Below are 24,823 nucleotides of genomic sequence, written 5' to 3'. Positions count from 1 at the left end.
CGGGCCGAGATGACGGGAAGATGAATGACAGGCTTGTCATCTTCCGAGCGCCGTTGTCGCGAAGCTGTCACGCAAAAAAAGGCGCGGGCCCGACGCTTGCGCGCCGGGCCCGCCAGGCGTCTACTTTGGTGTCAGTAGTGGATCACGGTGCGGATCGACTTGCCATCATGCATCAGGTCGAAGGCCTCGTTGATGCGGTCCAGCGGCAGCGTGTGGGTCACGAACGGATCCAGGTCGATCTTGCCGCTCATGGCGTCCTCGACCATGCCGGGCAACTGGGTGCGGCCCTTGACGCCGCCGAAGGCCGAGCCGCGCCAGACGCGCCCGGTGACCAGTTGGAACGGACGCGTGCTGATTTCCTGGCCGGCGCCGGCCACGCCGATGATGATGCTCTCGCCCCAGCCCTTGTGGCAGCATTCCAGCGCGGCGCGCATCACGTGCACGTTGCCGATGCACTCGAACGAGAAGTCGACGCCGCCGTCGGTCAGTTCGACGATCACGTCCTGGATCGGCTTGTCGTGGTCCTTGGGGTTGATGCAGTCGGTGGCGCCCATGGCGCTGGCCAGCACGAACTTGTTGGGGTTGGTGTCGACCGCGATGATGCGGCCGGCCTTGGCCTGCACCGCGCCCTGGATCACCGCCAGGCCGATGCCGCCCAGGCCGAACACGGCCACGGTGTCGCCCTCCTTGACCTTGGCGGTGTTGTGCACCGCGCCCAGGCCGGTGGTGACACCGCAGCCCAGCAGGCAGACCTTCTCGTGCGGCGCGGCCGGGTTGATCTTGGCCAGCGAGATCTCGTTGACCACGGTGTATTCGCTGAAGGTGGAGCAGCCCATGTAGTGGTAGAGCGGCTTGCCCTCGTAGCTGAAACGCGAGGTGCCGTCGGGCATCACGCCCTTGCCCTGGGTGGCGCGCACCTTCTGGCACAGATTGGTCTTGCCCGACAGGCAGAACTTGCACTCGCGGCACTCGGCCGTGTAGAGCGGGATGACGTGGTCGCCGGGCTTGAGCGAGGTCACGCCCTCGCCGACTTCGACCACCACGCCGGCGCCTTCGTGGCCCAGCACGGCGGGGAACAGGCCTTCGGGGTCGTCGCCGCTCAGGGTGAAGGCGTCGGTATGACAGACGCCGGTGTGGGTGATCCGTACCAGCACTTCGCCGCGTTGCGGCGGGGCGACGTCGATTTCAACGATTTCCAGCGGCTTGCCAGGGCCGAATGCGACGGCGGCGCGTGATTTCATAAGGGGCTCCAGAAGGTCGGATGGGTTATTTGAGGTAAGCGCGGACGATGCGCATGATCTGGTCGATCTCGGCTTCGGGTTCGATCGCGGCGCCGGGGCGCGCGCCCTGGGCGGATTGCAGGAAGGTCTCGCGCAGATGGCTTTCCAGCACTTCGGCCATCAGGCCGGTGGCCGCGCCGCGCAGGGCCGCCAGTTGCTGTAGCAGCGCGCCGCATTCCGTGCCTTCGTTGACGGCGCGTTCGAGCGCCAGTGCCTGGCCCTGGATGCGGCGCAGGCGCGTGGTGACGCGCTTTTTCTCTGCGGGGGAATGGGGCACGGCGGGCTCCGATAGATACAGGGGGGGAGTATACGCGGACGGCTTCATTGCGTCCAGCGAGGGCCGCCTGTCGGTACCTGTCAGGGGCCCCTCTATAATCGATCTTCGTCCCACGGCACGACACAGGATACCCCTTGGCTTGCCCCGCCCCATTTGCGGGCCCTGCCCAGCGCCATGCCATCACCGCCAAGCCGCGCGAATGCCAGTGGCTGCAGATCGATCGGGGCGAGCCGTGCCTGCTGATTCGGCGGCGCACCTGGTCGGGCGAGCGCGCCGTGACCCTGGCGCGCCTGATCCATCCCGGGTCGCGCCATCGCCTTGAAGGAAAATTCACCACATGAACCCGTTCGATGTGCGCCTGTACCGGGCACAGGATTACCCGCGCATGCCCTGGCGCAATGGCGCCGGCACCACCCAGGAAGTGGCCTGCAACGCAGGCGGCAGCAGTGCCGCGTTCGACTGGCGCCTGTCGATTGCCGACGTGACGCAGGACGGCGGCTTCTCGCTGTTCAGCGGCCTGCAGCGCATTATCACGGTGCTCGAAGGCGCCGGCATCGCGCTGACCGTCGACGGCCAGGCCCAGGCGCCGCTGCGGCCGCGCCAGGCCTATGCCTTCGCGGGCGACGCGCGGGTCGACTGCCGCCTGCTCGATGGCGCCATCCGCGACTTCAATCTGATCTACTCGCCGCGTCATTACCGCGCCCGACTGCAATGGATCGGCGGCGCGCGGGAATGGACGTTCCACAGCGCCGCCAGCACGGTGCTGCTGTTGAATGCGGGGCCGGCGCTCACTGTCCGGCGCGATGGCCGCGCGCTGCCTGAAGCGGCGCGCTACGACTGCCTGCACATCGAACAGCCGGCCACGGCGCGCGAGGACGGCCGGGACGATCTCGCCGAGTATCGCCTGGCATCGGCCTCGCCGCTGGATGCCTGCCTGATCGAACTGCAACGCCGCCGCGGCTGAACGGCCGGCCCGGAACGGCCAGCACGAGCCGGGCCGCCCCGGCTCAGGCCGACAGCGCCAGCCGCCCGCCGGCGGCCAGCGCCGGGCGGTTCGGCTCGTGCTGGCCGGACGGCAACCGGAAAATGCTGACCGACTGCTGCAGGCGCTGCGCCTGCGATTCCAGCGACGACGCCGCGGCCGCCGCCTGTTCGACCAGCGCCGCGTTCTGCTGCGTGACCTGATCCATCTGCGTCACCGCGGTATTGACCTGGTCGATGCCGGTGACCTGTTCGCGCGAGGCCGCGGCGATGTCGCCGACCAGCATGGTGAGCCGTTCGATCGCCGCCTGGATTTCCTCCATGGTGCGGCCGGCCGTTTCCACCTGGACCGCGCCGGCCTGCACCGTCGCGCCCGAGGCGCCCAACAACTGCTTGATCTCCTTGGCGGCGCTGGCGCTGCGTTGCGCCAGCGAGCGCACTTCGCCCGCCACCACCGCGAAGCCCTTGCCCTGTTCGCCGGCGCGCGCGGCCTCGACCGCCGCGTTCAGTGCCAGGATGTTGGTCTGGAAGGCGATGCCGTCGATCACGCCGACGATGTCCTCGATGCGTCCCGAGTCCTGCGCGATTTCGCGCATGGTGGCGACCGCGCTCTGCACCGCCGCGCCGCCACGGCGCGCCACTGCCGACGCCTCGGCGGCCATGGCGTTGGCCTGGCGCGCGTTGTCGGCGTTGCTGGTGACGGTGGACAGCAGTTGCTCCATGCTGGCCGCGGTTTCTTCGAGCGAGGCGGCCTGCTGTTCGGTGCGGCTGGACAGATCCTGGTTGCCGGCGGCGATCTCGCTGGAACCGGTGTTGATCTCGGCCACGCCCTCGCGCACCGCGTGCACGGTGCGCACCAGGCTGGCCTGCATCTCCTGCAGGTAGGGGACGAGCTGGCCGACACAGTTACCGCCGTAGGGCGCGATGGGCGCGGTCAGGTCGCCGGCGGCGATGTGCTGGAAATGCCGCTTGATGTCTTCCAGCGGCCGCCGCACGAATCCCACCACGTAGCGGTCGCCCAGGAACAGCAGCAACAGGGTCACGCCCAGCACGGTGCCGATGCCGAGGAAGGCCTGATGCTGGTCGGCGGCCGCTTGCCGGCTCAGGGCCTCCTGGCGTTCGCGCGCATAGGCTTCGTACTTCTCGATGCTCTCGCCATAGGCGCGGCTGACACTGATGATCGGGCCGGCGGCCTGGGCGCGCGCCTTTTCGATGTCGTCGGCGGCCATGAACTTGCGTTGGGTGGCGATGCCGTCGGCCAGCGCCTCGAAGTTGCGTTGCAGCGGTTCGAGGATTGCGGCGGGGGTGTCATCGCGCGCCGAGGCCATGAACGCGGCCTGGTGCTCGCGGGCTTCCTGCAGGGCCGCGTCGATGCCGCGGTTTTCCTCGGCCGCCGGGCCGGCCAGGCCGTCGCGCGCATAGTCCAGCTGGCGTGCCAGGCGCAAGCGGGCGCGCATGATCTGGTCGTTGGTGCGGGAAAGCGAGGAGACTTCGTTCAGGAGTTCATAGCTTGCGGCGAGCGCTTCGTCGGCGTTGTTCAATCCTCTTACGCTGATGGCCGATTGGCCGGCGACCAGGACACTGATCATGAGCAGCGTGCACAGGATCATGCGGCGGATGGTGATGTCTTTCAGGAACTGTGTCATACGCGTCGTTCTAGGGTGCAGCGGATTGCTACATTCCGGACAACGGCCCGATTTCCACCGATATTTAGCGTGTGTTGCACATCTTACGTATATGTCTGGCGCATACCGATATATAACGCCATAAAACGCAATAAACCCCGGATTTCAGCGTGTGGCGGGCAGTTCGGCCGGTTCCACCGCGCCAAAACGCAGCCGCGCGAAGCTGGCCAGGCTCGCCAGCGCGGCGCACAATCCGCCCAGCCACAGCGCCATCACGGCCCCGTGCGTGGTCGATACGTTGAAGCAGGCCGCCACCAGGGCCGCGCCGCTGGCCTGGCCCAGCAGGCGCACGGTGCCGATCATGCCGCTGGCGCCGCCGGCGCGCGAGGGCGGCGCCGAGGTCATGATGGCGCGCAGGTTGGGCGACTGGAAAAAGCCGAAGCCGGCGCCGCACAGCGCCATGCGCCACGAGATGTCCCAAGCCGTGGGCGCCGCCGGCAGCAGGGCCAGCGAAGCCATGCCCAGGGCCAGCAGCGCCAGCCCCACGCCGCCCAGCATGCCGGCCGGATAGCGATCCGACATGCGGCCGGCGATGGGCGCCATGAACGCCACCACCACCGGCCAGGGCGTGATGAGAAAGCCGGTGTGCACCTGCGTGTAGCCCAGCACCGTCTGGAACAGGAACGGCAGCGATACGAACGCCAGCGCCTGCGCCGCGAAGGCGCAGACCGCGGTGGCCGCCGACAGCGCGAACAGCGGCCGGCGCAGCAGGTCCACCGCCAGGATCGGCGCCGGGTGGCCGGCCTGGCGCCGCATCAGCAGCCGCAGGCTGGCCGCCGCCAGGCCCCATTCCAGCGTGACGCGCTGCCACGGCGCGCTGTGCGCCAGTTCGTTCGAGCCCAGCACGAACAATCCCAGCGTCAGCGCGCACAGGGCCGCCGCCAGGCCGTCGAAGCCGTGCGGCGCGCGCGTGGTCCGCGGCAGGCCGCGCAGGCCCAGCCCCACGGCCAGCAGGCCGATCGGCACGTTGATCAGGAACAGCCAGTGCCACGAACCCAGCAACAGGATGGTGGATGCCGCCGTCGGCCCGGCGGCGAACGACAGGCCCACCACCATGGCGTTCAGGCCCATGCCGCGTCCCAGCACCGGGGCGGGATAGATGAAGCGCAGCAAGGCCGCGTTCACGCTCATGACCCCGGCCGCGCCCAGGCCTTGCAGGATGCGGGCGGCGACCAATACCGGCAGTGACGGCGCCAGCCCGCAGGCCAGTGACGACAGCGTGAAGACCACGATGCCGACCATGTAGACGCGGCGGTGTCCCAGGATCTCGCCGAGCGCCGCGGCCGGCAGCAGGCCGGCGACCATCGCCAACTGGTAGCCGCTGATGACCCAGATGGAGCCGGCGTCGCTGGCCCGCAGGTCGCGCGCGATGGTGGGCAGCGCGGTGTTGGCGATGGCGGTGTCGAGGCTGGCCATGCAGACGGCCAGCATCACCGCCAGCAGCGCGCCCAGGCGTTCGGACGCCGGCAGGCCCTGGCCCGCGGGATGGATGGTGTTGCGTGAGAACGAGAACATGGGAGGGCGGCGCCGCGCCGGGGCACGTAAGGAGGGAGCGTTGATTCTAGTGCGACATGGCGATTCAACGCTTCGTCAGGCGGCGGCGCGCGGCGGCCATGTGCCGGCCTTCACGTCTTGAGCGTCGCGCGCGGCTTGACCGGCCAGAACAGCGTGGCCGGCCGCTGCCAGATGCGGCGCCGCACACCCAGCGCCAGCGCCTTGCGGTCGCCGCGGCGCAGGTTGCGCGAACGCAGGGCTACGTTGAAGGCCAGCGCGAAGCTCACGCCCACGTTGAGGACGCCGGTCAACGCGGTGCCGGCCACGGCCAGCCAGAACGCGTGCGTATGCACCACTTCCCAGCCCAGCGCGCCGATGGCCGAGCCGATCTGGCCGGCGCTCAGGGTGACGTGGCGGACCTCCACATGCGGGCCGAAGAAGCTGACGATGGCTGGTCCCAGGCCTAGCATCAGGCCCAGTGATACGTTGCCGGCGATGCCGGAGATATTGCGTTGCCAGAAGCCGGCCCAGCGTGCCGCGCCGCGCGCGCCGAACAGGTGGCGGATGCGCCGGTCGTAGGCCATCACGTCATGCACGCGGTGCAGCGCGAACCAGTTGTCGGCCCAGCCGGCGATCAGGCTCGACAGCCACAGCAGCACGCCGGTGGCGGCGGCGTAGATCGGCGTCGATCCCCAGGCGGAAAATGAATCCAGCGTCGCCTGCGCCTTCTGCGCATCGATCAAGGGCCGTTGCAGCCCGTGCTGCGCCACCCATTGCGCCGCCCAGGCCAGCGGAAACACCACCGCCAGGTTGCCCAGGATGGCCGCCGCGTTCGAGCGGATCATGGATAGCGTGTCGTCCAGGAAGGCTTCGCGGCCTGCGGGGGTGTTGGCCTCGTCCAGCCGGTGCGCCAGGGCCGGACCGGTCATCGCCGGCTGCTTGGTGGCCAGGGTGAAGTGCGCGAAGTGGATCGCCAGGAAGCCGCCGGCGTAGTTCAGCGAGGCCAGCAATCCTTCGATGAACTTGTCCAGGTGCAGCGAGACGATGAAGAACTTCAGGTAGACGGTCAGCACCATCACCAGTCCGCCACCGGCCGAGGCCTTGAGCATCGACAGGTATTCGGCCGGGTCGCGCGCGATGTAGTGTTCGCCGGTTTCGGCGGTGCGCTCCATCACGCGCCGCGCCAGTTGCGCGAACGACGAGGCGGCCAGGTGGCGGATGCTGCTGCGCGCCTGGGTCGAACGGATCAGCTCGGCGATCAGATGCACGTACTTATGGCGCTGGGTAGGGTCGACCCAGACGCCCAGCAGCAGTTCGATGCGGGTCAGCCGCAGCTTCATGCGCTCGATCTGGAACACCACTTCGACCGAGACGCCGTTCTGTTCCAGCTCGGCATAGACGTGCCGCGAGGCGGCGCGGCAACTGTCGAGCAGCGCGCGGAACACGTTGAGGCGGCGCGCGAACACCTCGCGCGGCGTATCGGGCGGGCTGTCGCACAGTTCGGCCGCCGCCGCCGCCAGCCCGAAGAACGGGCTTTCGCGCACCCGGCCCGGCAGGCGCGCGCGGATGTCCTGGCTCAGGCCGGTGGCGCGCACCTGGCTGGCCAGCACCTGGATGCTGCTGGTCAGGGCATCGACCAGGTGGCGGGGCGGCGCCTCGGGGGCGCCCGGATCGGCGCGTTCGACGCCGTCGCCGTGGCGCAGCAGGCGCCGCATGCGGGCGCGGGTGTCGTCGTCCAACGCCTCGATCCAGGCGGCGTCTTGCGCTTGGCGAAAGATCAGCGAGAACAGCCCGAACATGTCGCCGCGGTTGGGTGGCGGCGGCAGCAGCCGCGCCTGGGCCCGTTCCCAGAATTCACCCCAGAAGCCGGGGTGCGAGGCCACGCCGGTATCGCACAGCAGCGAGGTGGGATCGTTGTCGGCCACCAGCGAACGCAGCGTGGCGGCCACGGGCGCGGCCAGCGCCGGGTTGTTTTCCAGCACCTGCAGCGCGTAACGCAGCCGCGCGTGCTGCGGGTGGCGGCCGGCTTCGGCCGGATCGCGCCCGGGGCGGTCGATCCAGCGGCACAGATCCACCATCCACAGGTTGCGTTGCGCCAGCGGCGCCGCCGGATCGGCGGCGGCCAGGATCGTATCCAGTTGCGGCCCGCCGTGCCGCGACGCACGCCATTTACGCCAGAGGGAAGTCAACATGGCCGGGCCTTTTGGATCAGAGCGATTCGGGTTCGCGGCGCAACGAGAAACCCTGCGCCTCGTTCATGGCCAGGTAGCTGACATTGCGCGACACCACTGGCGGCGTGTCGCCGTCATGCAGCGCCAGCAAGCCGTCCAGCACCATCTTGTCGGCCAGGGTCATGCGGTCGATCATGCGCAGGTACTGCATCCAGCTTTCCACCAGGAACACCTCGCGCCACACGCCTGCGCGTTCCAGGTCGCGGAACAGTTGCCATTGCTGCGCGCCGTTGCGCAGCCGCAGCAGGCGCAGCGGCCGCGCCGCCTCGATCAGGGCGGACAGCTTTTCCCTGGGGATCAGGTATTCCACCGCCACCAGCACCGCGCCGTGCTGGGTGTCGAAACCCGCCGCCGACAGCGCCGGCTCGGTGGTGCCGGCGCGTGTCAGCGATTGCGTGTCGACCTGCTCGGGCAGGCGCGAGCGGTACAGCAGCGCGACGGTGATGGCCAGCATCACGCCAGCGGCCGACAGCGCGCCGGACACGCCCATGGTGCCGGCGAAGTGGCCCCACATGAACGAGCCGGCCGCCAGGCCGCCGAAGATCGCGGTCTGGTAGAGCGCCAGCGAACGCGCCTTGACCCAGTCGGGCACCAGCATCTGCACCGCGGTGTTGTAGGTGGCCAGCACACCGATCCAGCAGGCGCCGGACAGCAGCAGCGCCGGAAACGCCAGCCACAGCGTGTCGGTCAGCCCCAGCGCCAGCAGGCAGGCGGCGAACAGGCCGGCCGCGGCGCTCACCAGGCCGCTGGCGCCCCAGGCTGCCTGCAAGCGCCGCACCACGGCGCTGCCGAGGATGGCGCCCAAGCCCAGCGCGCCCAGCATGTAGCCGTACAGCAGCGCGTCGCCCTGTTCGTGGGCATAGGCCAGCAGCGGCAACAGCGCCCACAGCGCGCTGGCTGACAGGCCAAAAGCGAAGGCGCGCAGCATCACCACCCGCGTCACGGTGGAATGCTGGGTATAGCGCAAGGCGGCCACCACGCCCTCGAACAGCCGTTCCGGCGGCAGCCGCCGCCCCGGCACGTCGCGGCGCCAGCGCCAGATGGCCCAGATCAGGCTGCCATAGCAGACGCAGTTCAGCAGGAACACGGTGGGCGCGCCGGCGGCGCCCAGCAGCAGGCCGCCGATGGCGGGCCCGACCGCGCGCGCCACGTTGTAGTTGACGCTGTTGAGCAGCACCGCGCTGCCGATGTGCTCGCGCGGCACCTGTTCGCCCACGGCCGCCTGCCAGGCAGGCGTGACGATGGCGCTGCCGATGGCGATGCAGAAGACCGAGATGATCAGGGTGACGGGGTGCAGCAGGCCGAGGAAGGCCAGGATCGTGATGAAGACGCCGCCAGCCAGCTCCAGCAGCATGCCCACCAGCATGACCTTGCGGCGGTCGTAGTTGTCCGCCAGCACGCCGGTCAGGATCGACAGCGCCACCAGCGGGAAGGCCGCGGCCACCTGGATCATGGCGACCAGCAGCGGACTGCTCTGCTCGGTGGTGATGACCCAGGCGGCGGCGACCGATTGCGCCCAGGTGCCAAGGTTGGCGAACAGGTTGGCGATCCAGATGATGCGGAACGCCGGGAAGGAAAAGGGGGAGAGTGTGCTGACCCGCAGGACGGGTTTGGGCGCAGCGGCCGCGCCCGGCGGCGCGGGGGGCAGATCGTTGTTGGCCGAGACGGGCTGGAGCATGGAGGCCTCTGTATCACCCGGAAACGGCGGGCGGGGGCCGTCCAATGGTACGCCTATTGGGGCGTCACGGTTAAGACGAGGCGCGGCGCGAGTGTGAGGGATTGCGACGCCGCGCGCCCGGCGGGGGCGCGCGGCGCGGATCAGGGCTTGGCGCGTGGCGCCGGCGGCGGGTAGGCCTGGTTCAGGTACTCGACGATCAGGGGCACCTGGTCGGCCGGGATCGGCGCGCCGTAGGTGCCCACCATCTTCTTGACTTCGGCCTCCCAGAAGCCCGGCGGCATCGGCGGCTGCGACGAAAGGTAGTCGACCGAGTGGCACATCAGGCACAGCGTGGCGCCCTGGGCGCCGGGGCCGGTGCCGGGGTGCAGGGTGGCGGTTTCCTGGGGCAACTGGATGTCCAGCGCCAGCGCGGGCACGGCGGCGCCGGCGGCGGCCAGCGCCAGGGCGAGGCGGGCGAATCGGATCATGGCGCTCTCCTCAGGCGGCGTCGACGCGCACGGTTTCGACCACGTTGCGCATGTAGCCAGCCGGATTCCACAGCGGCTCCAGTGGCTGGGTATCGCCGGCCAGGTTGGTGGCGCGTGCCTTGAGCGCGTAGGCGCCGGCCTGCGCCGGGGTGAAATCGGCGTGCCATTCGCGGAAGGAATAGCGGCCCAGGTCGCGGCCCAGCGTGGCGGCGCGCCAGCGCTTGCCGCCGTCGGCCGAGAACTGCACTTCGCGGATGCCGTGGCCGCCGTCGAAGGCGATGCCGCGTACCTGTATGCGCTGGCCCTTGGCGACGCGGGCGCCATCGGCCAGGCTGGTGATGAAGCTGCGCACGTTGTAGCGGCCGATGGGGCGGGTCTTGTCCGGCGCCTTGCCCGCCGGCGTACAGGCGCAGTCGTTGTCGGGGATGCGGTAGGCCTTCTGCATCCAGAAGCCGTCGAATTCGTGATCCAGCACCCTGATGTCGGCCAGGTGCTTGACCCAGTAGGTGCCGTAGTAGCCCGGCACCACCAGGCGCACCGGATAGCCATTGAGCATGGGCAGGTCGGCGCCGTTCATGGCGTAGGCCAGCATCACCTCGCCATCGAGCGCGTGGTCCGCGTCCAGCGCCTTGACGAACTCGGGCGTGCCTTGCAGCACCGGCCGGTCCAGCCCCTCGAACGTCACCTGGCGCGCGCCGGCCTGGATCCCTGCCTTTTCCAGCACGCGCTTGAGCGGGATGCCGAGCCAGCGGGCGTTGCCCATGGCGCCGTTGGCCAACTGGCCGCCGCCCACGCGCGGTTCGAAGAAACCACGGCTGTTGCCGGAACACTGGGCCACCGCCACCAGCTCGACCGGCGCGCCGAATTGCTGCTTCAGGTCGGCCAGCGACAGTTCCAGCGGCGTGGCCACCCGTCCGCCCACGCGCAGCCGGTAGGCGGCCGGGTCGATGGCGGTGGGGATGTTGCCCAGGTGGTAGCGCACAAAGAAGGCGTCGTTGGGCGTGATCAGGTCTTCGTTGAAGACCGCGAACGGGGTTTCCAGCTGTGGCGGGCGCGAGGTCTGGCGAATCAGCGGGCGTTTCTGCGGATAGGCGATCAGGTCGCGCTCGCCGTTGGCGAAAGGCAGGGTGACGGTGGCCGGGGCCGCCAGGCTGGTGAGGGCGTGGCCGGCCAGCGTGCCGGTCGCGCCCAGCGTACAGGCCTGGCGCAGGAAGCGTCGGCGCCCATCCGGATCGAATGTGCTCATGCTTGTCTCCTCTTTGTTTTCTAGTACCCTCGCCTGCGGCGCGGTCGAATCAGGCTACGCTTGCCCGCCTGACAAATGCGTTAACAGTTGCATCGGCCGTTCCAATAACCGTGTTTTCCGCGCCAAGCGCGCAGGGCCTCGCGATGAGACTGACTTTCAACCGGACGGCTTTCGCCGCGCTGCTGGCCGTGACCGCGGTGGAGGCGCTGATCGCCACCCTGGGCAAGCCCTATCCGCTGTTGCGCGGTTTCGTGGGCGATGTGGTGGCGGTGGGCTGGGCCTACCTGGTGTACCGCAGCGTTATTCGCGCCGGCGTGCTGCCGCTGGCACTTGCGGCGCTGCTGACCGGCTACGCGGTCGAGCTAGGCCAATACCTGGCGCGCCACTATGGCTGGCGCCTGGAGCAGCCGGTGCTGCGCGTCATCCTGGGCAGCGTGCCCGACTGGTGGGACATGCTGGCCTACACGCTGGGATTTCTGCTGGTGCTGCTGCTGGCCGGCCTGCGCCGCGCGCGGGAGCCGGCGCGGCCGGGCGTGGGGGGCGAGGGGCGTCCGGCCGCGGGGGCCGTCAGGCCCTGAACCCGTGATCCGGTCCCGGGCGGGCTCAGCCGGGCTGGCCGACGGGGGCGCCGTCGCCGCCCTGCGCGGCCTGCGGGCGCAACCGCGCACTGCGGAAGGGGGCCAGGCATTCGGCCCACGACGAGGGCAACAAGGGCGTGGCGTGGCGCACCGCATCGCGGCGGGCGTAATGCGCCAGCAGTTGCTGGCCGATCGGGGCGTCCCCGAGAGGATGGCGGGTCTTCATGATGTTTCCGGGTGGCAGTGAAAGTGTATTCATTGTACCAGGGTAAACCCTAGGTTCCAATCCAGCCCGGGCAAGCCAAGTCATTGATATCAGGAGAACCCCCCGCTTTGCCTGTCCGCCAACGGGAATACCCTAGTCGAACAAAACGGTAGACGGTATACAATGTTCTGCATCGGTCGAGGTTTTCGGCCGGCCCCTCCCCCACAGACCTGGAGCGCGTCATGGCAGAACTGATGAACCGAGATGAATTCCGCACCGCGTTGGAAAACGCGATCAAGGGCAAGAGCGCCAACGCCTCGCCCTTTTCCATTGCCTGGGCCGACGGCAAGCTCAGCCGGGAGCATCTGGCGCGCTGGGCCGAGAACCACTACCACTACGTCGGCCCGTTCGCCGACTACCTGGGCTATCTGTACGCCCGCACCCCCGACACCTACACCGAGGCCAAGGACTTCCTGCTGGCCAACATGTACGAAGAGGAAATCGGCGGCGACCGCCATACCGACCTGCTGATCCGCTTCGCCGAAGCCTGCGGCACCACCCGCGAACGGGTTACCAATCCCGATAATATGTCGCCCACCACCCGCGCCCTGCAAAGCTGGTGCTATGCCGTGGCGATGCGCGAAGACCCGATCGTGGCCGTGGCCGGCCTGGTCGTGGGCCTGGAGTCGCAGGTGCCGTCGATCTACCGCAAGCAGACGCCCACCCTGCGCGAGAAGTACGGCTTTACCGACGAAGAAGTCGAGTTCTTCGACCTGCACATCGTGTCCGATGAGATCCATGGCGAACGCGGCTACCAGATCGTGCTGGAACACGCCAACACGGTCGAGCTGCAGCAGCGCTGCCTGAAGATCTGCGAGATCGGCGCGCAGATGCGGTTGCTGTATACCACCGCGCTTTACACCGACTACGTGCAGCAGGAAATCACGCTGCCCGAGCTGGGCCTGGCGGCCTGACACCTGTCGCTCGCGGCCGCCGCGCGCCGTCCGCGCCGGCGGCGGCCGCGGCGCCTCACCGGATACCGATCCATGCCTACCGTCGTACTGCACAAAGGCGGCCAGACCTACACCGGCGAGGTGCCGGACAACGCCAACCTGGTGGTCCGCGCCGGCATCCGGCAGTTCCCGTTCCCGCATTTGCGTTACGAGTGCGGCATGGGCAAGTGCGCCAAGTGCGCCTGCCGCGTGCTGGCCGGGGCGGAGCACCTGCCGCCGGTCAACTGGAAGGAAAAGAAGCAACTGGGCGAGCGCGTCGAGGCCGGCTACCGGTTGGCCTGCCAGCTGTGGCTGGGCCACGATATCGAGCTGGCGCAGGACGCCGACGCGATGGCCGCGCGCGAGCCGGCCGCCGCCGTCGAGCAGCGCTAGCGCTTGCCGGTGGCATCAGACTCTGGCCCTTCGAACCCGATCCAATGCAAAGGAACCGCGCATGACCCGCGCTGCGAATGACGCTGTGTTCGTGATCCTGACGTCCAAGCCCGGCGTATATCGCACCGAGGTGGACGCGCCGGCCGAGATCGTCGAGACCTACGACTACGCCTGCGACGGCAAGACGCGGGCCGTGTTCAGCATCGCCCGGCTGGTGGGGCCGGCGCGGCTGGTGGTCACCGAGGAAACCCCGCCCTACATCGTCAACCGCGTGCCGTCCAAGTTCCTGGAATCGTTTGCCTGCCTCGATGCCGCCCGCCGCGAGCTGGCGCACCTGAGCCGTTTCGGCAGCATGCAAACCACCTTGACGCGGCGTTCCGGCCCCGTCGCGGAGCATTGAGCAGTCTATGGTCAAGATCACGTTTCTATCGAATGGCGGCAAAGTCGCCAGCGCGCCCGAGAACAGCAACCTGCTGCGGGTGTCGCTCAAGGAGCAGGGCGGCATTCCGTTCAAGTGCGGCGGCGGCCTGTGCGGCACCTGCAAATGCCGCATCGAACAGGGGCGGGAGAACACCGACGCCATCAAGCCCAAGGAGCGCAAGCACCTGCGCCCCGAGGACTTCGAGGCCGGCTACCGCATGGCCTGTCAGACCTTCGTGCTGGGGGATGTGGCGGTGTCGTGGGTGGCGCGCGACGGCAAGGGCGTGGTGGTGGACGAGGCCAGCCAGCCGGCGCCGGCGGCCCCCTGATGGCGTGGCCCGCCGGCCGCGCGCTCAGGCGGCTGGCGAATGCGCCTGGCGCGTTTCGGTGTAGGCCTTGGCGGCGTTGTGCACGTGCTGGCTGGCCAGCAGCGCGGCCAGGTCGCCGTTGCCGGCGATGACGGCATTCAGGATCTGCGAGTGCTCGTCCCAGTTCTGCTTGGCGCGGTGCATGTTGCTGGGCGCGAACAGCAGCGCGGTGCGATCGCGTAGCGAACGCATCAGGTCGGTCAGCACCACGTTGCCGCCGATGGTGGCCAGCATCTCGTGGAACTGCGAATTCAGGGCCAGGAACTTGTCCAACTGCTCGCTGCGCGCGGCCTCGGTGCCTTCGCGCAGGAACGCCTGCAGGCGCTCGACGGTCTTGTCGTCGCGGCGTTGCGCCGCCAGCTTGGCGTTCAGGCCTTCGAGCGTGGCGCGCACTTCCACCATGTCGTAGGCCACCGCGTCCGACAGCACCGACACCGAGGCGCCGCGGCGCGGCTCGATCGTGACCAGGCCTTCGGCCGCCAGCGCCCGCAGCGCCTCGCGCACCGGGATGCGCGACACACCCATTTCCTCGGACAGCCGCCCTTCCACCAGGCGGTCGCCGGGCGTGAATTCGCCGCTGAGGATGCGCTCGCGCAGCTTGTCGCGGATGACCGCGAACAACTGCGGATGCTGCTCGCCGATCTTCAGCGGGGCAGATTGCGGCGTGTCTACGGCTTGCGAGCTGACGGGCGTGGTGGTCATGGCGAGCAGGTCTGGTGGAATGGATACAGTCTTCATTGTATTACCGGGCGGACGTGGCGCTACCCGCCCCACAGGGCCTTGGCGATCACGCCCAGCGCGCCCACGGCGCAGGCGCCGAGCAGCACGGCGCGTACCGCGCGCGGCGCCAGCCGGTGGCGCAGGCGCCCGGAAACGGCGAAGCCGGCCAGCAGGAACGGCGCCAGGCTGAGCGCCAGGCCGGCGTGGTAGCCGGTGTAGCGCCGCGCCCAGGCCAGCATGGCCAGCGAAAAGATCGAACCCAGAAACAGCACCATGCCCAGCGTGGCGCGCAGCCGCGGCGGTTCGCTGTGTTGCAGCACCAGGGCGATGGGCGGCGCCCCGACCGAGGTCATGGTGCCCATGATGCCGGAAGCCACGCCCGCGCCGGACACCCGCCCCGGCGTGGCGACGAAGCGCAGCCCGGCCACGCTGAGCGCGACCGCGGCCAGGATCATGGCCGCGAACAGCAGGCCCAGGGTCTGCGGCGCGAAGCGCGCCATGGCGTAAATGGCGATCAGGGTGCCGGCGGCGCGCCCGCTCAGGGCGTAGGCGACCGCGCGCCAGTCGATGGCGGCGCGTTCGCGCAGGGCCGTCAGCAGCGAGATGAAGCCGCCCAGCGTCAGCAGCGGGCCGGGGGCGAGCTGCGGAAAGCACAGCGCTGCCACCGGGGCGGCGAACATGGCAAAGCCGATACCGCCCACGCCCTGTGCCAGGGCTGCGGCGAACACCACCGCGGCCATGGCGGCGTAATGCCAGAGATCGGGAAGGGAGGTCATCGCGCCGGCCCCTCTATTTTGTATACGATAGTCTACTCAGGTGTCGGCGCTGCACCAATCCTGGGCACACGCCCCAAGTTAATGCACTGATTTTCCTCGAATATTCATGGGAATTTCAGAATTATCGCTTTCCCTAGGCGCCGCATATTTTGGTTGGTATGACGCTAAACGAAATATAGTATACCGAAGTGGCGACATAACAGCCACGTCGACAAGGGGAATAGCGCATGCAATCGGACGTCGTGCTCAACGCCGCTCACTGGATGTACCTGATCAGCGTCGCCGCGATCATCCTGACGATGATCCTGCGGGCCAACGTGGTGGTGCCGTCGGTGATTGGCACCTTCCTGGTGGTGCTGGCCATCACCGGCAACCCGATCAGCGCGCTGATCGGCATTTTCTCGGCCAGCTTCGTGGCCGCCAAAGAGCTTTTCAACATCTTCCTGGTCATCACCTTCATGACCGCGCTGCTCAACGCGCTCAAGACGCTGCAGGCGGACGTGCGGATGGTGCAGCCGTTCCGGCGGGTGATGCGCGGCGGGCATTCGTCGTTTCTCATCATCGCCCTCTGTACCTACGTGATCTCGCTGTTCTTCTGGCCGACGCCGGCGGTGCCGCTGGTGTCGGCGATCCTGCTGCCCGCGGCCATCGCGGCCGGGCTGCCGCCGCTGGCGGGCGCCATGGCGATTGCCATCGCCGGCCAGGGCATGGCGCTGTCGTCGGACTACGTGATCGGTGTGGCGCCCGGCATCAGCGCCAAGGCCGCTGGCGCCGCCGTCAGCGCCGCGGTGGTGGCGGACCGGGCGCTGGTGCTGTCGCTGATCACCGGCGCGGTGGCGCTGACCGCCGCCTACCTGCTGATCCGCAAGCACATCGTGCCGGCCGATCCGGCATTGCTGTCGGCCTGGCAGGCGCGGGCGCAGGACGGCAGCCTGGCCGAAATCGAGCATTCCGGTTCGTTCGACAAGGCCGAGCTGGCGCGCGGCACCATGGGCGCCAACCCGGCGCTGCCGCGCGGCCCCGGGCTGGACGGCGAGGAACGGCGCCGGGTGCGCTGGTCGCGCGTGTTCGCGGTGGTGACGCCGCTGGCGTTCCTGGGCGTGATCGCGGTGATGGTGTTGCCGCGCCTGTTCCCGGCGTTGCCGGCCCTGCGCGGCGGCGACGCGGCGGCGCTGGTGGGCGGCGTGGCGTTCGTGGTGATGATGCTGGTGACGCTGGCCGCGGAAGGGCCGCGCAAGATGCTGGACGTGTGCCCCGAGCACGTCACCGACGGCTTCGTGTTCGCCTTCAAGGCGATGGGCTCGGTGCTGCCGATTGCCGGCTTTTTCTTCATCGGCGCCAACGAGACGGCCGCGCAGATCCTGGGGGTGCCGCAGACCCAGGCCCCGGGCCTGCTGTTCGAGGTGATCTCGGCGGGCCAGCACCTGATCCCGGAGAACCACTTCCTGGTGGCGTTCGGTGTGCTGCTGGTCGGGATGATCACCGGCATCGACGGCTCGGGCTTTGCCGGCCTGCCCTTGACCGGCACGCTGTCGGGCGCGCTGGGGCCGGTGGTGGGGGTGGACCCGGCGACGCTGGCGGCGGTGGGCCAGATGGGCGCGGTCTGGACCGGGGGCGGCACGTTGATCGCCTGGTCCTCTCTGATCGCGGTGGCCGGGTTCGCGCGGGTGCACGTGCTGTCGCTGGTGCGGGCGTTGCTGCTGCCGGTGGTGCTGGCGCTGTTCGTCTCCACCATCTGCGCCGTGCTGATCTGGCGCTGAGTGGGCACTGGGGTTTACGCGCATCGCGCCAAACAGTTTAAAGTATACAATGTTCAGAAATTACCTAAGACGGCCGATTTCCGGGCATTCCGGCCAGCCCGGCAGAGGAACGACTTCCGTGGACGATCTCTCGCAACAGGTTTTTCTCAACTACATTGGCGGCGAATGGGTGGCTTGCGCCTCGGGCGCCACGGCGCCCAACCTGAACCCGGCAGACACCGCCGACGTGGTGGGGCGCTTTCAGCAATCGGACGCGGCCGACGCCGCCCGCGCGGTCGCGGCCGCCGCGCATGCCTTCGCCGCCTGGCGCGACACGCCGATCTCCAAGCGCGCTGCCATCCTGTTCCGCGCCGCGCAGTACCTGGAGGACCACGCCGACGAGGTGGCGCGCGAACTGACCCGCGAGGAAGGCAAGGGCCTGGCGCTGGCGCGCGACGAAGTCCTGCGCTCGGCGCAGACCATCCGCTTCTACGCGGTGGAAGGCCAGTCGTTCACCGGCGAGACCTTCGTCAATGACGATCCCGACATGGTGGTCTACAGCCAGCGCGAGCCGCTGGGCGTGGTCACGGTGATCTCGCCGTGGAACTTTCCCATCTCGATCCCGGCGCGCAAGATCGCGCCGGCGCTCATCACCGGCAACACCGTGGTGTTCAAGCCTTCCTCCGACGCGCCGTTGACCGGCTACCGCCTGACCGAGGCCTTCGCCCAGGCCGGCTTGCCGCCCGGCGTGCTGAATTTCGTGACGGGTCCGGCCTCGAAAGTGGGGCAGGTCATCACCACCGCGCCGCAGGTGCGCGCCATCTCCTTCACCGGTTCGACCGCCGCCGGCGAGCAGATCCATCGCGGCGCCGGTCTGACCACGCGCACGCAGATGGAGCTGGGCGGCAAGAATCCGCTGATCGTGCTGGCTGACGCCGATCTGGAGCGCGCCGTGGACCTGGCGGTCAAGGGCGGCTTTTCGCTCAGCGGCCAGGCCTGCACCGGCACCAGCCGCCTGCTGGTCGACCGCAAGGTGTTGCCGGCCTTCACCGACAAGCTGCTGGCGCGCATGCGCAAGCTGACCATCGGCAACGGCCTGGACGGCAACTTCGATCTGGGGCCGCTGGCCACGCGCAAGCAACTCGACACCGTGCTCAGCTACATCGCCGTGGGCAAGCAGGAAGCGACCCACCTGATCGGCGGCGAGCGCCTGGATGGCCCGGGGTTCGAACGCGGTTACTACGTCACGCCGGCCCTGTTCACCGACGTGACGCAATCGATGCGGATCGCGCGTGAAGAGATCTTCGGCCCGGTGCTGGCGCTGATCGCGGTGGACGGCTACGACGAGGCCATCGCTTGCGCCAACGACACCGAATACGGTCTGTCCGCCGCCATTGCCACCACCGACGCGCGCTACGCCCACCGTTTCGCCCGCGACATCCAGGCCGGCACCGTCAAGATCAACCGCACCACCACCGGCAATCTCATCAATGCGCCGTTCGGCGGCTTGAAAAGCTCCAGCACCTCGACCTTCCGCGAATCGGGCCGCGTCGGGCTGGAGTTCTACACCCAGATCAAGACCGTCTACCGCGCCGGCTGACGGCCCTACTTGGAGTCATGCAACATGAAGCAGATCTATCGCCTGGAACTCGAAGAAGCGCGCCTGATGGTGCGCGCGGCCATCGCCCGCTCGGAACAGATCGGCGTGCTGGAATCGGTGTGCATCGTCGACGACGGCGGCTACCCGATAGCGCTGGAGCGCATGGATGGCGCCCGCATCACCGGTCCGCAGATCGCCTGGAACAAGGCCTTTACCGCCGCCGGCCACAAGCGCTCGACCCACCTGTTCACGACGCCGCCCAATGGCCCGGCGCTGCCGGGCAACGAGGCTTTCGGCATCCAGTGGAGCTTCGAGGGCAAGTTCGCCGCGTTCGTGGGCGGCTTTCCCATCGTGGTCAATGACGAGGTCATCGGCGGCGTCGGCCTGAGCGGCGGCAATGGCGAGCAGGACACCCAGGCCGGCCTGGCGGCGTTGGGCGCGCTGGCCGAATTGCTGGAGCCGCGCGGCATGAAAGTGCTGGTGCAGGCGGACATCAAGAAATAAGCGCTGGCCGGAGTCGTCATGGCATACCGCGTGCAGATCCTCGAAACCGGACAGGCCTTCATGGTGGCGCCGGATGAATCCGTGTTGCAGGCGGCCGAGCGCGCCGCGATCCGCCTGCCGCACGAATGCACCTTCGGCGGCTGCGGCACCTGTCGCGTCAAGCTCGCCGAAGGTGCGGTGGCCTATGAGGAATTCCCCATGGCGCTCACGCCCGAAGAGGCCGCCCAGGGCTATGCCCTGGCCTGCCAGGCGCGGCCGTGCAGCGACCTGTGCATCAGCGTGCCCAGCCCGCGCCCGTTCGCCGAACCGCGGCGGCTGACCGCCCGCGTGCACGCGATCGCGCCGTTGTGCGACGACGTCGTCCACCTGACGCTGGCGCTGCCGCCGGACACGCCGCTGGACTATGTGCCAGGCCAGTACATGAACGTGGTGCTGCCCGACGGCGCCACCCGCAGCTTTTCGATGGCCTCGGCGCCCGCCGGCAACCTGATCGACTTCCACGTGCGCCGCATTCCAGGCGGCCGCTACACCGACCATTGGCTGGGCCAGGCCCGTCCCGGCGCCACGCTCGAGATCGAGGCGCCGCTGGGCCTGTTCAGCTACCACGAACAAGACTGGCGCCCGATCATCATGATGGCCACAGGGACCGGCATCGCGCCGATCAAGGCCATCCTGGAATCGCTGCTGGACAGCGACGATTGCCCGCCGGTGACGCTCTACTGGGGCATGCGCACCGAGGCCGACCTGTACCTGCGCGACGTGATCGCGGGCTGGGCCGGGCGCCTGTACGACTTCAACTTCGTGCCGGTGCTGTCGCGCGCCGGCGCGGATTGGCAGGGGCGGCGCGGCCACGTGCAGCAGGCGGTACTGGCCGACCACGGCGACCTGTCCGAACACGCCTTCTATCTGTGCGGCGCGCCAGCGATGATCGGCGAGGCGACCACGCTGCTGGCCGCGCGTGGCGCCAGCCTCGACCACGTTTACGCCGACAGCTTCACCTTCCAGCACGCGCCGGCGGTGGCGGCGCCGTAGGCGCGGCCAGGCGCTAACGGAACACCAGCACCGGCAACCTGGTCCGCGCCAGTACGCGCTGGGTCTCGCTGCCGAGCAGGAAGCCGGTCATGCCGTGGCGGCCGTGCGACCCCATCACGATCAGGTCGCAGCCGCGCTGCTGCGCCGTGTCGACGATGGCTTCGTGTGGATGGTCGTTGACCACCACGGCGGTCTCGCACGGCACCAGCGCGTGGCGCGCCTCGGTCTCCAGGCCTTGCAGATAGGCGGTGGCGTTCTTGCGCGCCTGATCGGTGTGCTGGGGCTGGTGGGTGCCCAGCATTTCCGCCTGGTAGACCGTCAGATGGTCTTGCGGGATGGCGCGCAGCAGGGTAAGGGTGGCGTTCATTTCCTTGGCGAAAACGAGCGCCTTCTTGAAGGCCGACTCGGACAGCAGCGAGCCGTCCACGGCGATGAGCAGATGCCTGTACATGTTGCGTCTCCTTTGAGAAAAGGAACGTCCAGCAAGGGCCGATTCAGTATAGGCCCGCCCCTGCCCGCAATCCAGTACCGCGTTCGGATGAACCCCGGCCACGGCCCGCGCCGGGGCCGCGTCCACCGTGTCAGGCGCGCCGGCGCAGGGTTTCCCCTTCCCCGTCCAGGCCGCGCGGCAACGCCGCGATCAGGCTGCGCGTATAGGGGTGGCGGGGCGCGCGCCAGAGCGTGGCGTTGGCGCCCTCCTCGACGATGCGGCCGGCATGCATCACCAGCACCCGGTCGGCCAGGTAGTGCACCACGGACAGGTCGTGCGAGATGAACAGGTACGACAGGTTGAACTCGGCCTTCAGATCGACCAGCAGGTTCAGGATCTGCGCCTGCACCGACACGTCCAGCGCCGACACCGGTTCGTCGCAGATCACCAGCGACGGCCGCAGCACCAGGGCGCGCGCGATGCCGATGCGCTGGCGCTGGCCGCCCGAGAATTCGCTGGGGTAGCGCGCCAGGGCGCCGCGCGGCAGGCCGACGGCATCCAGCATGTGGCCGATGCGGCGGCGCCGCTCCTGGCGGTCGGCCACGTGGTGGATGCGCAGCGCCGATTCCAGGATGTCGTTGACCGTATGGCGCGGGTTGAGCGAGGCGTAGGGATCCTGGAAGATCATCTGCACGTTCTGGCGGTAGGCCGCCAGGCCGCGCCGGTCCAGGCGCGAGGTGTCCTGCCCGCGCAGCAGGATCTGTCCGGCGGCCGGCGCCAGCAGCCGCACCAGGGTGCGCGACAGGGTCGATTTGCCGCAGCCGGATTCGCCCACCAGGCCCAGCGTTTCGCCGGGCGCGATCTGGAACGATACGCCGTCGACCGCGTGCTGGGTGCCCTGGCGCGTCACGTAGTCGACCCGCAGGTCGCGCACCTGCATCAGGGGCAGAGGGTGGGGGTCGCCCGCGGCCGCGTCGTTGGCCGCCGCCACGCGCGGCGGCGTCACCAGGCCGAACACCGGCCGGCCCGATGCCGGGTCGAGCCGGGTGCGGATCTCCGGCAGGCGCCGCTGGCGGTAGTGGGTGGCATCGTCCAGCCGCAGCGAGGCGCCCAGCAGGCCCTGGGTGTAGGGGTGGCGGGGCCGCGCCAGCAGCGTGGCGGCGGCGCCTTCCTCGACCTTCTCGCCGGCCACCATCACCGCGACCCGGTCGGCCCAGTCGCCGACCACCGCCAGGTCGTGGGTGATCAGCAGCAGGGCCATGCCCAGTTCCGAGCGCAGCTCGTCCAGCAGCCGCAGGATCTGCGCCTGTACGGTCACGTCGAGCGCGGTGGTGGGTTCATCGGCCACCAGCAGCGCGGGTTCGCAGGCGATGGCGGCGGCGATCATGGCGCGCTGGCGCTGGCCGCCCGAGAGCAGGTGCGGATAGTCGTCGACGCGACGCTGCGGCTCGGGCACGCGCACCAGGTCCAGCAGTTCGATCGCGCGCTGGCGCGCGGCGCGAGCCGAGGCGCCGCGGTGCAGGCGCAGCGCCTCGCCGATCTGCTGGCCCAGCGTCAGCACCGGGTTCAGGCTGGTCATCGGTTCCTGGAAAATCATGGCGATGCGGTCGCCGCGCAGGGCGCAGCGCTGGCGTTCGGACAGTGCCAGCAAGTCGCGGCCCTCGAACAGGATGCGGCCGCTGGCGCGGGCGTGGCGCGGCAGCAGGCCCAGCAGCGCCAGCGCCGTGGTCGATTTGCCGCAGCCGGATTCGCCCACCAGCGCCAGCGTCTGGCCGGCGGCGATGCGCAGGTCCAGCCCGCGCACGGCCTGGTGGCCGGGGAAGGCCACGTTCAGGCCTTGGATATCGATCAGTGTGCTCATGTGGTGGGTGTCGGTAGCGGAGCGGCGGGCGCCACGGCGCCGCGCCGCCGCAGCTTGGGATTGAGCGCGTCATTGATGGCGTCGCTCAGCAGGTTCAGCGCCAGCACCGCGGCCATGATGGTCAGGCCGGGCAGGGCGGTCATGTACCAGGCGGTGCGCAGCGCTTCGCGGCCGGCGCCGACCATGCTGCCCCAGCTGACCACATTCGGGTCGCCCAGCCCCAGGAATGACAGGCCGGCCTCGGACAGGATGGCGTTGGCCACCAGCACGGCGGTGGTGACGATGATGGGCGGCAGCGCGTTGGGCAGGATCTCGCGGAAGATGATGCGCGCATGGCCGGCGCCCAGCGCTTGCGCGGCGCGCACGAACTCGCGTTCGCGCAGGGTGATGAACTCGCCGCGCGTCAGGCGCGCGATGCCGGTCCAGGAGGTCACGCCCAGCGCGAAGATGATGGTCGACAGCGACGGCCCCAGGATCGCCACCAGCACGATCGCCAGCAGGAACGACGGTACGGTCTGGAACAGTTCGGTCAGGCGCATCAGCACGGCGTCCACGCGGGGGCCGGCGTAGCCGGCGATGGCGCCCACCAGCAGCCCCAGCGCTAGCGCGATGGCGGCGGAGGCGCCGCCCACCAGTAGCGAGACGCGGGCGCCGTGGAACAGGCCGGCCAGGATGTCGCGGCCCATCAGGTCGGTGCCGGCGGGAAATTCCGCGTCGGTCCCTGGCCAGGTGAAGGGCGCGCCCACCATTTCCAGCGGGTCGCCCGGATACAGCCAGCCGGCCGTGGCGGCGGCGCCCGCCAGCAGCAGCAGGACGGCGGCGCCCAGGGCGGCGGAGGGCGCGCGCAGCAGGCGCGCCAGGGCGAGCAGGGCGCGTTTCATGCTTTCCTCACACGGGGGTCGAGCAGGCCGTAGCAGGCGTCCACGGCGATGTTCATGACCGCCACCAGCGCCGCGCTCATCAGCAGGATGCCCAGCAGCAGGTTGACGTCGCGGCTGGCGATGGCCTCGAACGACAACTGGCCCAGGCCGGGCCAGGCGAACACGGTTTCGACCACGATGCTGCCGCCCAGCAAGGCGCTGCTCTGCAGGCCGAGCATGGTGACCACCGGCAGGATGGCGTTGCGCAGCGCGTGGCGCCAGATCACGCGGGCCTCGCCGTTGCCGCGCGCGCGGGCGGTGCGGATGTAGTCTTCCTGCAGCGTCTCGATCATGGCGGCGCGCGACAGCCGAGCATAGATGGCGACGTAATAGATGGCCACCGTGGCCACCGGCAGCGCCAGGTGCCGGGCGTAGTCCAGCCATAAGGCCCAGCCGGTGTGGGCGGCGCCGACATCGCGGATGCCGCCGACCGGCAGCCAGTCCAGGTGCACGCCGAAGCCGACGATCAGCATCAGCGCGGTCCAGAACATCGGCGCCGAATAGCCCGCCGTGGCCAGGCCCGACAGCAGCGTGTCCAGCAGGCCGTGCGGCCGTCGCGCGGCCAGCACGCCGAGCAGCACGCCCAGCGCCACCGACAGCGCCAGGCCGGTGCCGATCAGCGCCAGCGTGGCCGGCAGGCGGCCAAAGATCAGGCTGGCCACGGGCTCGCCGTAGCGGAACGAATAGCCCAGGTCGAGCGCCGCCAGGCTCTTGAGGTAATAGCCCAACTGCGCCAGCAGGCCCTGATCCAGGCCATAGGCCTGCCGCAGCTCGGCCACGTGGGCGGGCGTGATGCCGCTGTTTTCGGCGGCGATCACGTCCACCAGGTCGCCCGGCACCAGCTTGAGCAGGAAGAAGTTGGCCACCCCGGTGGCGGCCACCACGAACAGGATTTGCAGCAGGGAACGGACGGGGCGGGGCAGGCGCGCAAGCATGTCGCGGAGTC

25 protein-coding genes and 1 pseudogene are annotated in these 24,823 nt (G+C 69.3%); 11 read left to right on the top strand and 15 right to left on the bottom strand.

Translation table 11 applies throughout. The features are described from left to right. Positions 1-131 precede the first annotated feature (131 nt). Complete coding sequence (locus tag ACN6O8_RS12390) at positions 132-1,241, bottom strand: S-(hydroxymethyl)glutathione dehydrogenase/class III alcohol dehydrogenase (protein ID WP_427991340.1); 1,110 nt, start codon at positions 1,239-1,241, stop codon at positions 132-134. 25 nt (positions 1,242-1,266) lie between these two features. Continuing rightward, positions 1,267-1,557 (bottom strand): metal-sensing transcriptional repressor, encoded by a 291-nt coding sequence (locus ACN6O8_RS12385; protein WP_427991339.1) that lies wholly within the window; start codon positions 1,555-1,557, stop codon positions 1,267-1,269. Between the two features lie 176 nt (positions 1,558-1,733). On the opposite strand from ACN6O8_RS12385, the pseudogene ACN6O8_RS12380 reads away from it, so the two are divergent. Beyond that, positions 1,734-1,898: pseudogene (locus tag ACN6O8_RS12380) on the top strand (UTRA domain-containing protein); the annotation flags it as partial. After that, on the top strand, positions 1,895-2,521 hold the full coding sequence (locus ACN6O8_RS12375; protein WP_427991338.1) for a HutD/Ves family protein: 627 nt from the start codon (positions 1,895-1,897) through the stop codon (positions 2,519-2,521). The pseudogene ACN6O8_RS12380 and the gene ACN6O8_RS12375, both read left to right, overlap by 4 nt. 43 nt (positions 2,522-2,564) lie before the next feature. Here the strand turns inward: ACN6O8_RS12375 and ACN6O8_RS12370 are convergent, their stop codons facing one another. From ACN6O8_RS12370 to ACN6O8_RS12345, 6 genes are all read right to left on the bottom strand, one after another. Next, positions 2,565-4,184, bottom strand: coding sequence for a methyl-accepting chemotaxis protein (locus ACN6O8_RS12370; protein ID WP_427991337.1), 1,620 nt, complete (start codon positions 4,182-4,184; stop codon positions 2,565-2,567). Between the two features lie 144 nt (positions 4,185-4,328). Further along, entirely contained in the window at positions 4,329-5,738 is a 1,410-nt protein-coding gene (locus ACN6O8_RS12365) for an MFS transporter (protein ID WP_427991336.1), read from the bottom strand. A gap of 110 nt (positions 5,739-5,848) precedes the next feature. After that, a complete protein-coding gene (locus ACN6O8_RS12360; RefSeq protein WP_427991335.1) occupies positions 5,849-7,909 on the bottom strand; it encodes a site-specific recombinase in 2,061 nt (686 codons plus the stop codon). 16 nt (positions 7,910-7,925) lie between these two features. Next, positions 7,926-9,626, bottom strand: coding sequence for an MFS transporter (locus tag ACN6O8_RS12355; RefSeq protein ID WP_427991334.1), 1,701 nt, complete (start codon positions 9,624-9,626; stop codon positions 7,926-7,928). Positions 9,627-9,766: 140 nt separating this feature from the next. Continuing rightward, positions 9,767-10,093, bottom strand: coding sequence for a sulfite:cytochrome C oxidoreductase subunit B (locus ACN6O8_RS12350; RefSeq protein WP_427991333.1), 327 nt, complete (start codon positions 10,091-10,093; stop codon positions 9,767-9,769). Between the two features lie 10 nt (positions 10,094-10,103). After that, complete coding sequence (locus tag ACN6O8_RS12345) at positions 10,104-11,339, bottom strand: molybdopterin-dependent oxidoreductase (protein WP_427991332.1); 1,236 nt, start codon at positions 11,337-11,339, stop codon at positions 10,104-10,106. Between the two features lie 143 nt (positions 11,340-11,482). Between ACN6O8_RS12345 and ACN6O8_RS12340 the strand changes: the two genes are divergently transcribed. Further along, complete coding sequence (locus ACN6O8_RS12340) at positions 11,483-11,917, top strand: DUF2809 domain-containing protein (RefSeq protein ID WP_427991331.1); 435 nt, start codon at positions 11,483-11,485, stop codon at positions 11,915-11,917. Between the two features lie 25 nt (positions 11,918-11,942). Here the strand turns inward: ACN6O8_RS12340 and ACN6O8_RS12335 are convergent, their stop codons facing one another. Next, complete coding sequence (locus ACN6O8_RS12335; RefSeq protein WP_427991330.1) at positions 11,943-12,143, bottom strand: hypothetical protein; 201 nt, start codon at positions 12,141-12,143, stop codon at positions 11,943-11,945. Positions 12,144-12,364: 221 nt separating this feature from the next. On the opposite strand from ACN6O8_RS12335, the gene ACN6O8_RS12330 reads away from it, so the two are divergent. The 4 genes from ACN6O8_RS12330 to ACN6O8_RS12315 all read left to right on the top strand — a co-directional run bounded on the left by ACN6O8_RS12330 (position 12,365) and on the right by ACN6O8_RS12315 (position 14,256). Next, positions 12,365-13,096 (top strand): TenA family transcriptional regulator, encoded by a 732-nt coding sequence (locus ACN6O8_RS12330; protein ID WP_427991329.1) that lies wholly within the window; start codon positions 12,365-12,367, stop codon positions 13,094-13,096. A 72-nt stretch (positions 13,097-13,168) separates the two neighbouring features. Continuing rightward, positions 13,169-13,507: a 2Fe-2S iron-sulfur cluster-binding protein gene (locus ACN6O8_RS12325; protein ID WP_427991328.1), complete on the top strand. Its 339-nt coding sequence runs from the start codon at positions 13,169-13,171 to the stop codon at positions 13,505-13,507. Between the two features lie 61 nt (positions 13,508-13,568). After that, positions 13,569-13,907, top strand: a complete 339-nt coding sequence (locus ACN6O8_RS12320; protein WP_427991327.1) for a ferredoxin — start codon at positions 13,569-13,571, stop codon at positions 13,905-13,907. 7 nt (positions 13,908-13,914) lie between these two features. Further along, entirely contained in the window at positions 13,915-14,256 is a 342-nt protein-coding gene (locus ACN6O8_RS12315) for a 2Fe-2S iron-sulfur cluster-binding protein (protein WP_427991326.1), read from the top strand. A 24-nt stretch (positions 14,257-14,280) separates the two neighbouring features. On the opposite strand, the gene ACN6O8_RS12310 is transcribed toward ACN6O8_RS12315, so the two are convergent. Continuing rightward, positions 14,281-14,997, bottom strand: coding sequence for a GntR family transcriptional regulator (locus ACN6O8_RS12310; protein ID WP_427991552.1), 717 nt, complete (start codon positions 14,995-14,997; stop codon positions 14,281-14,283). Positions 14,998-15,056: 59 nt separating this feature from the next. Then, positions 15,057-15,791 (bottom strand): sulfite exporter TauE/SafE family protein, encoded by a 735-nt coding sequence (locus ACN6O8_RS12305; protein WP_427991325.1) that lies wholly within the window; start codon positions 15,789-15,791, stop codon positions 15,057-15,059. A gap of 227 nt (positions 15,792-16,018) precedes the next feature. On the opposite strand from ACN6O8_RS12305, the gene ACN6O8_RS12300 reads away from it, so the two are divergent. The 4 genes from ACN6O8_RS12300 to ACN6O8_RS12285 all read left to right on the top strand — a co-directional run bounded on the left by ACN6O8_RS12300 (position 16,019) and on the right by ACN6O8_RS12285 (position 20,666). Beyond that, entirely contained in the window at positions 16,019-17,551 is a 1,533-nt protein-coding gene (locus tag ACN6O8_RS12300) for a hypothetical protein (protein ID WP_427991324.1), read from the top strand. Positions 17,552-17,669: 118 nt separating this feature from the next. Next, a complete protein-coding gene (locus ACN6O8_RS12295) occupies positions 17,670-19,130 on the top strand; it encodes an aldehyde dehydrogenase family protein (RefSeq protein ID WP_427991323.1) in 1,461 nt (486 codons plus the stop codon). A 24-nt stretch (positions 19,131-19,154) separates the two neighbouring features. Beyond that, positions 19,155-19,634 carry a GlcG/HbpS family heme-binding protein gene (locus tag ACN6O8_RS12290; RefSeq protein ID WP_427991322.1) on the top strand — a complete coding sequence of 160 codons (480 nt, stop codon included), beginning with the start codon at positions 19,155-19,157 and terminating at the stop codon, positions 19,632-19,634. Between the two features lie 18 nt (positions 19,635-19,652). Continuing rightward, the gene (locus ACN6O8_RS12285) at positions 19,653-20,666 is read left to right on the top strand and encodes a 2Fe-2S iron-sulfur cluster-binding protein (protein ID WP_427991321.1); all 1,014 of its coding nucleotides are present in this window, start codon (positions 19,653-19,655) and stop codon (positions 20,664-20,666) included. Between the two features lie 13 nt (positions 20,667-20,679). Here the strand turns inward: ACN6O8_RS12285 and ACN6O8_RS12280 are convergent, their stop codons facing one another. The 4 genes from ACN6O8_RS12280 to ACN6O8_RS12265 form a co-directional block, all read right to left on the bottom strand. Further along, positions 20,680-21,117: a universal stress protein gene (locus tag ACN6O8_RS12280; RefSeq protein ID WP_427991320.1), complete on the bottom strand. Its 438-nt coding sequence runs from the start codon at positions 21,115-21,117 to the stop codon at positions 20,680-20,682. Positions 21,118-21,247: 130 nt separating this feature from the next. Beyond that, positions 21,248-22,957 (bottom strand): ABC transporter ATP-binding protein, encoded by a 1,710-nt coding sequence (locus ACN6O8_RS12275; protein WP_427991319.1) that lies wholly within the window; start codon positions 22,955-22,957, stop codon positions 21,248-21,250. Then, complete coding sequence (locus tag ACN6O8_RS12270; protein ID WP_427991318.1) at positions 22,954-23,838, bottom strand: ABC transporter permease; 885 nt, start codon at positions 23,836-23,838, stop codon at positions 22,954-22,956. Before ACN6O8_RS12270 ends, ACN6O8_RS12275 begins: the two co-directional genes overlap by 4 nt. Continuing rightward, the gene (locus tag ACN6O8_RS12265; protein ID WP_427991317.1) at positions 23,835-24,812 is read right to left on the bottom strand and encodes an ABC transporter permease; all 978 of its coding nucleotides are present in this window, start codon (positions 24,810-24,812) and stop codon (positions 23,835-23,837) included. The genes ACN6O8_RS12270 and ACN6O8_RS12265 overlap by 4 nt, the downstream gene beginning before the upstream one ends. Between the last annotated feature and the right edge of the window lie 11 nt (positions 24,813-24,823).

Origin of the sequence: Achromobacter sp. (assembly GCF_050285565.1) — a bacterium.
In the GTDB taxonomy this organism is placed as follows: domain Bacteria; phylum Pseudomonadota; class Gammaproteobacteria; order Burkholderiales; family Burkholderiaceae_B; genus Achromobacter.
This window is presented reverse-complemented; position numbering and strand designations above follow the sequence as displayed.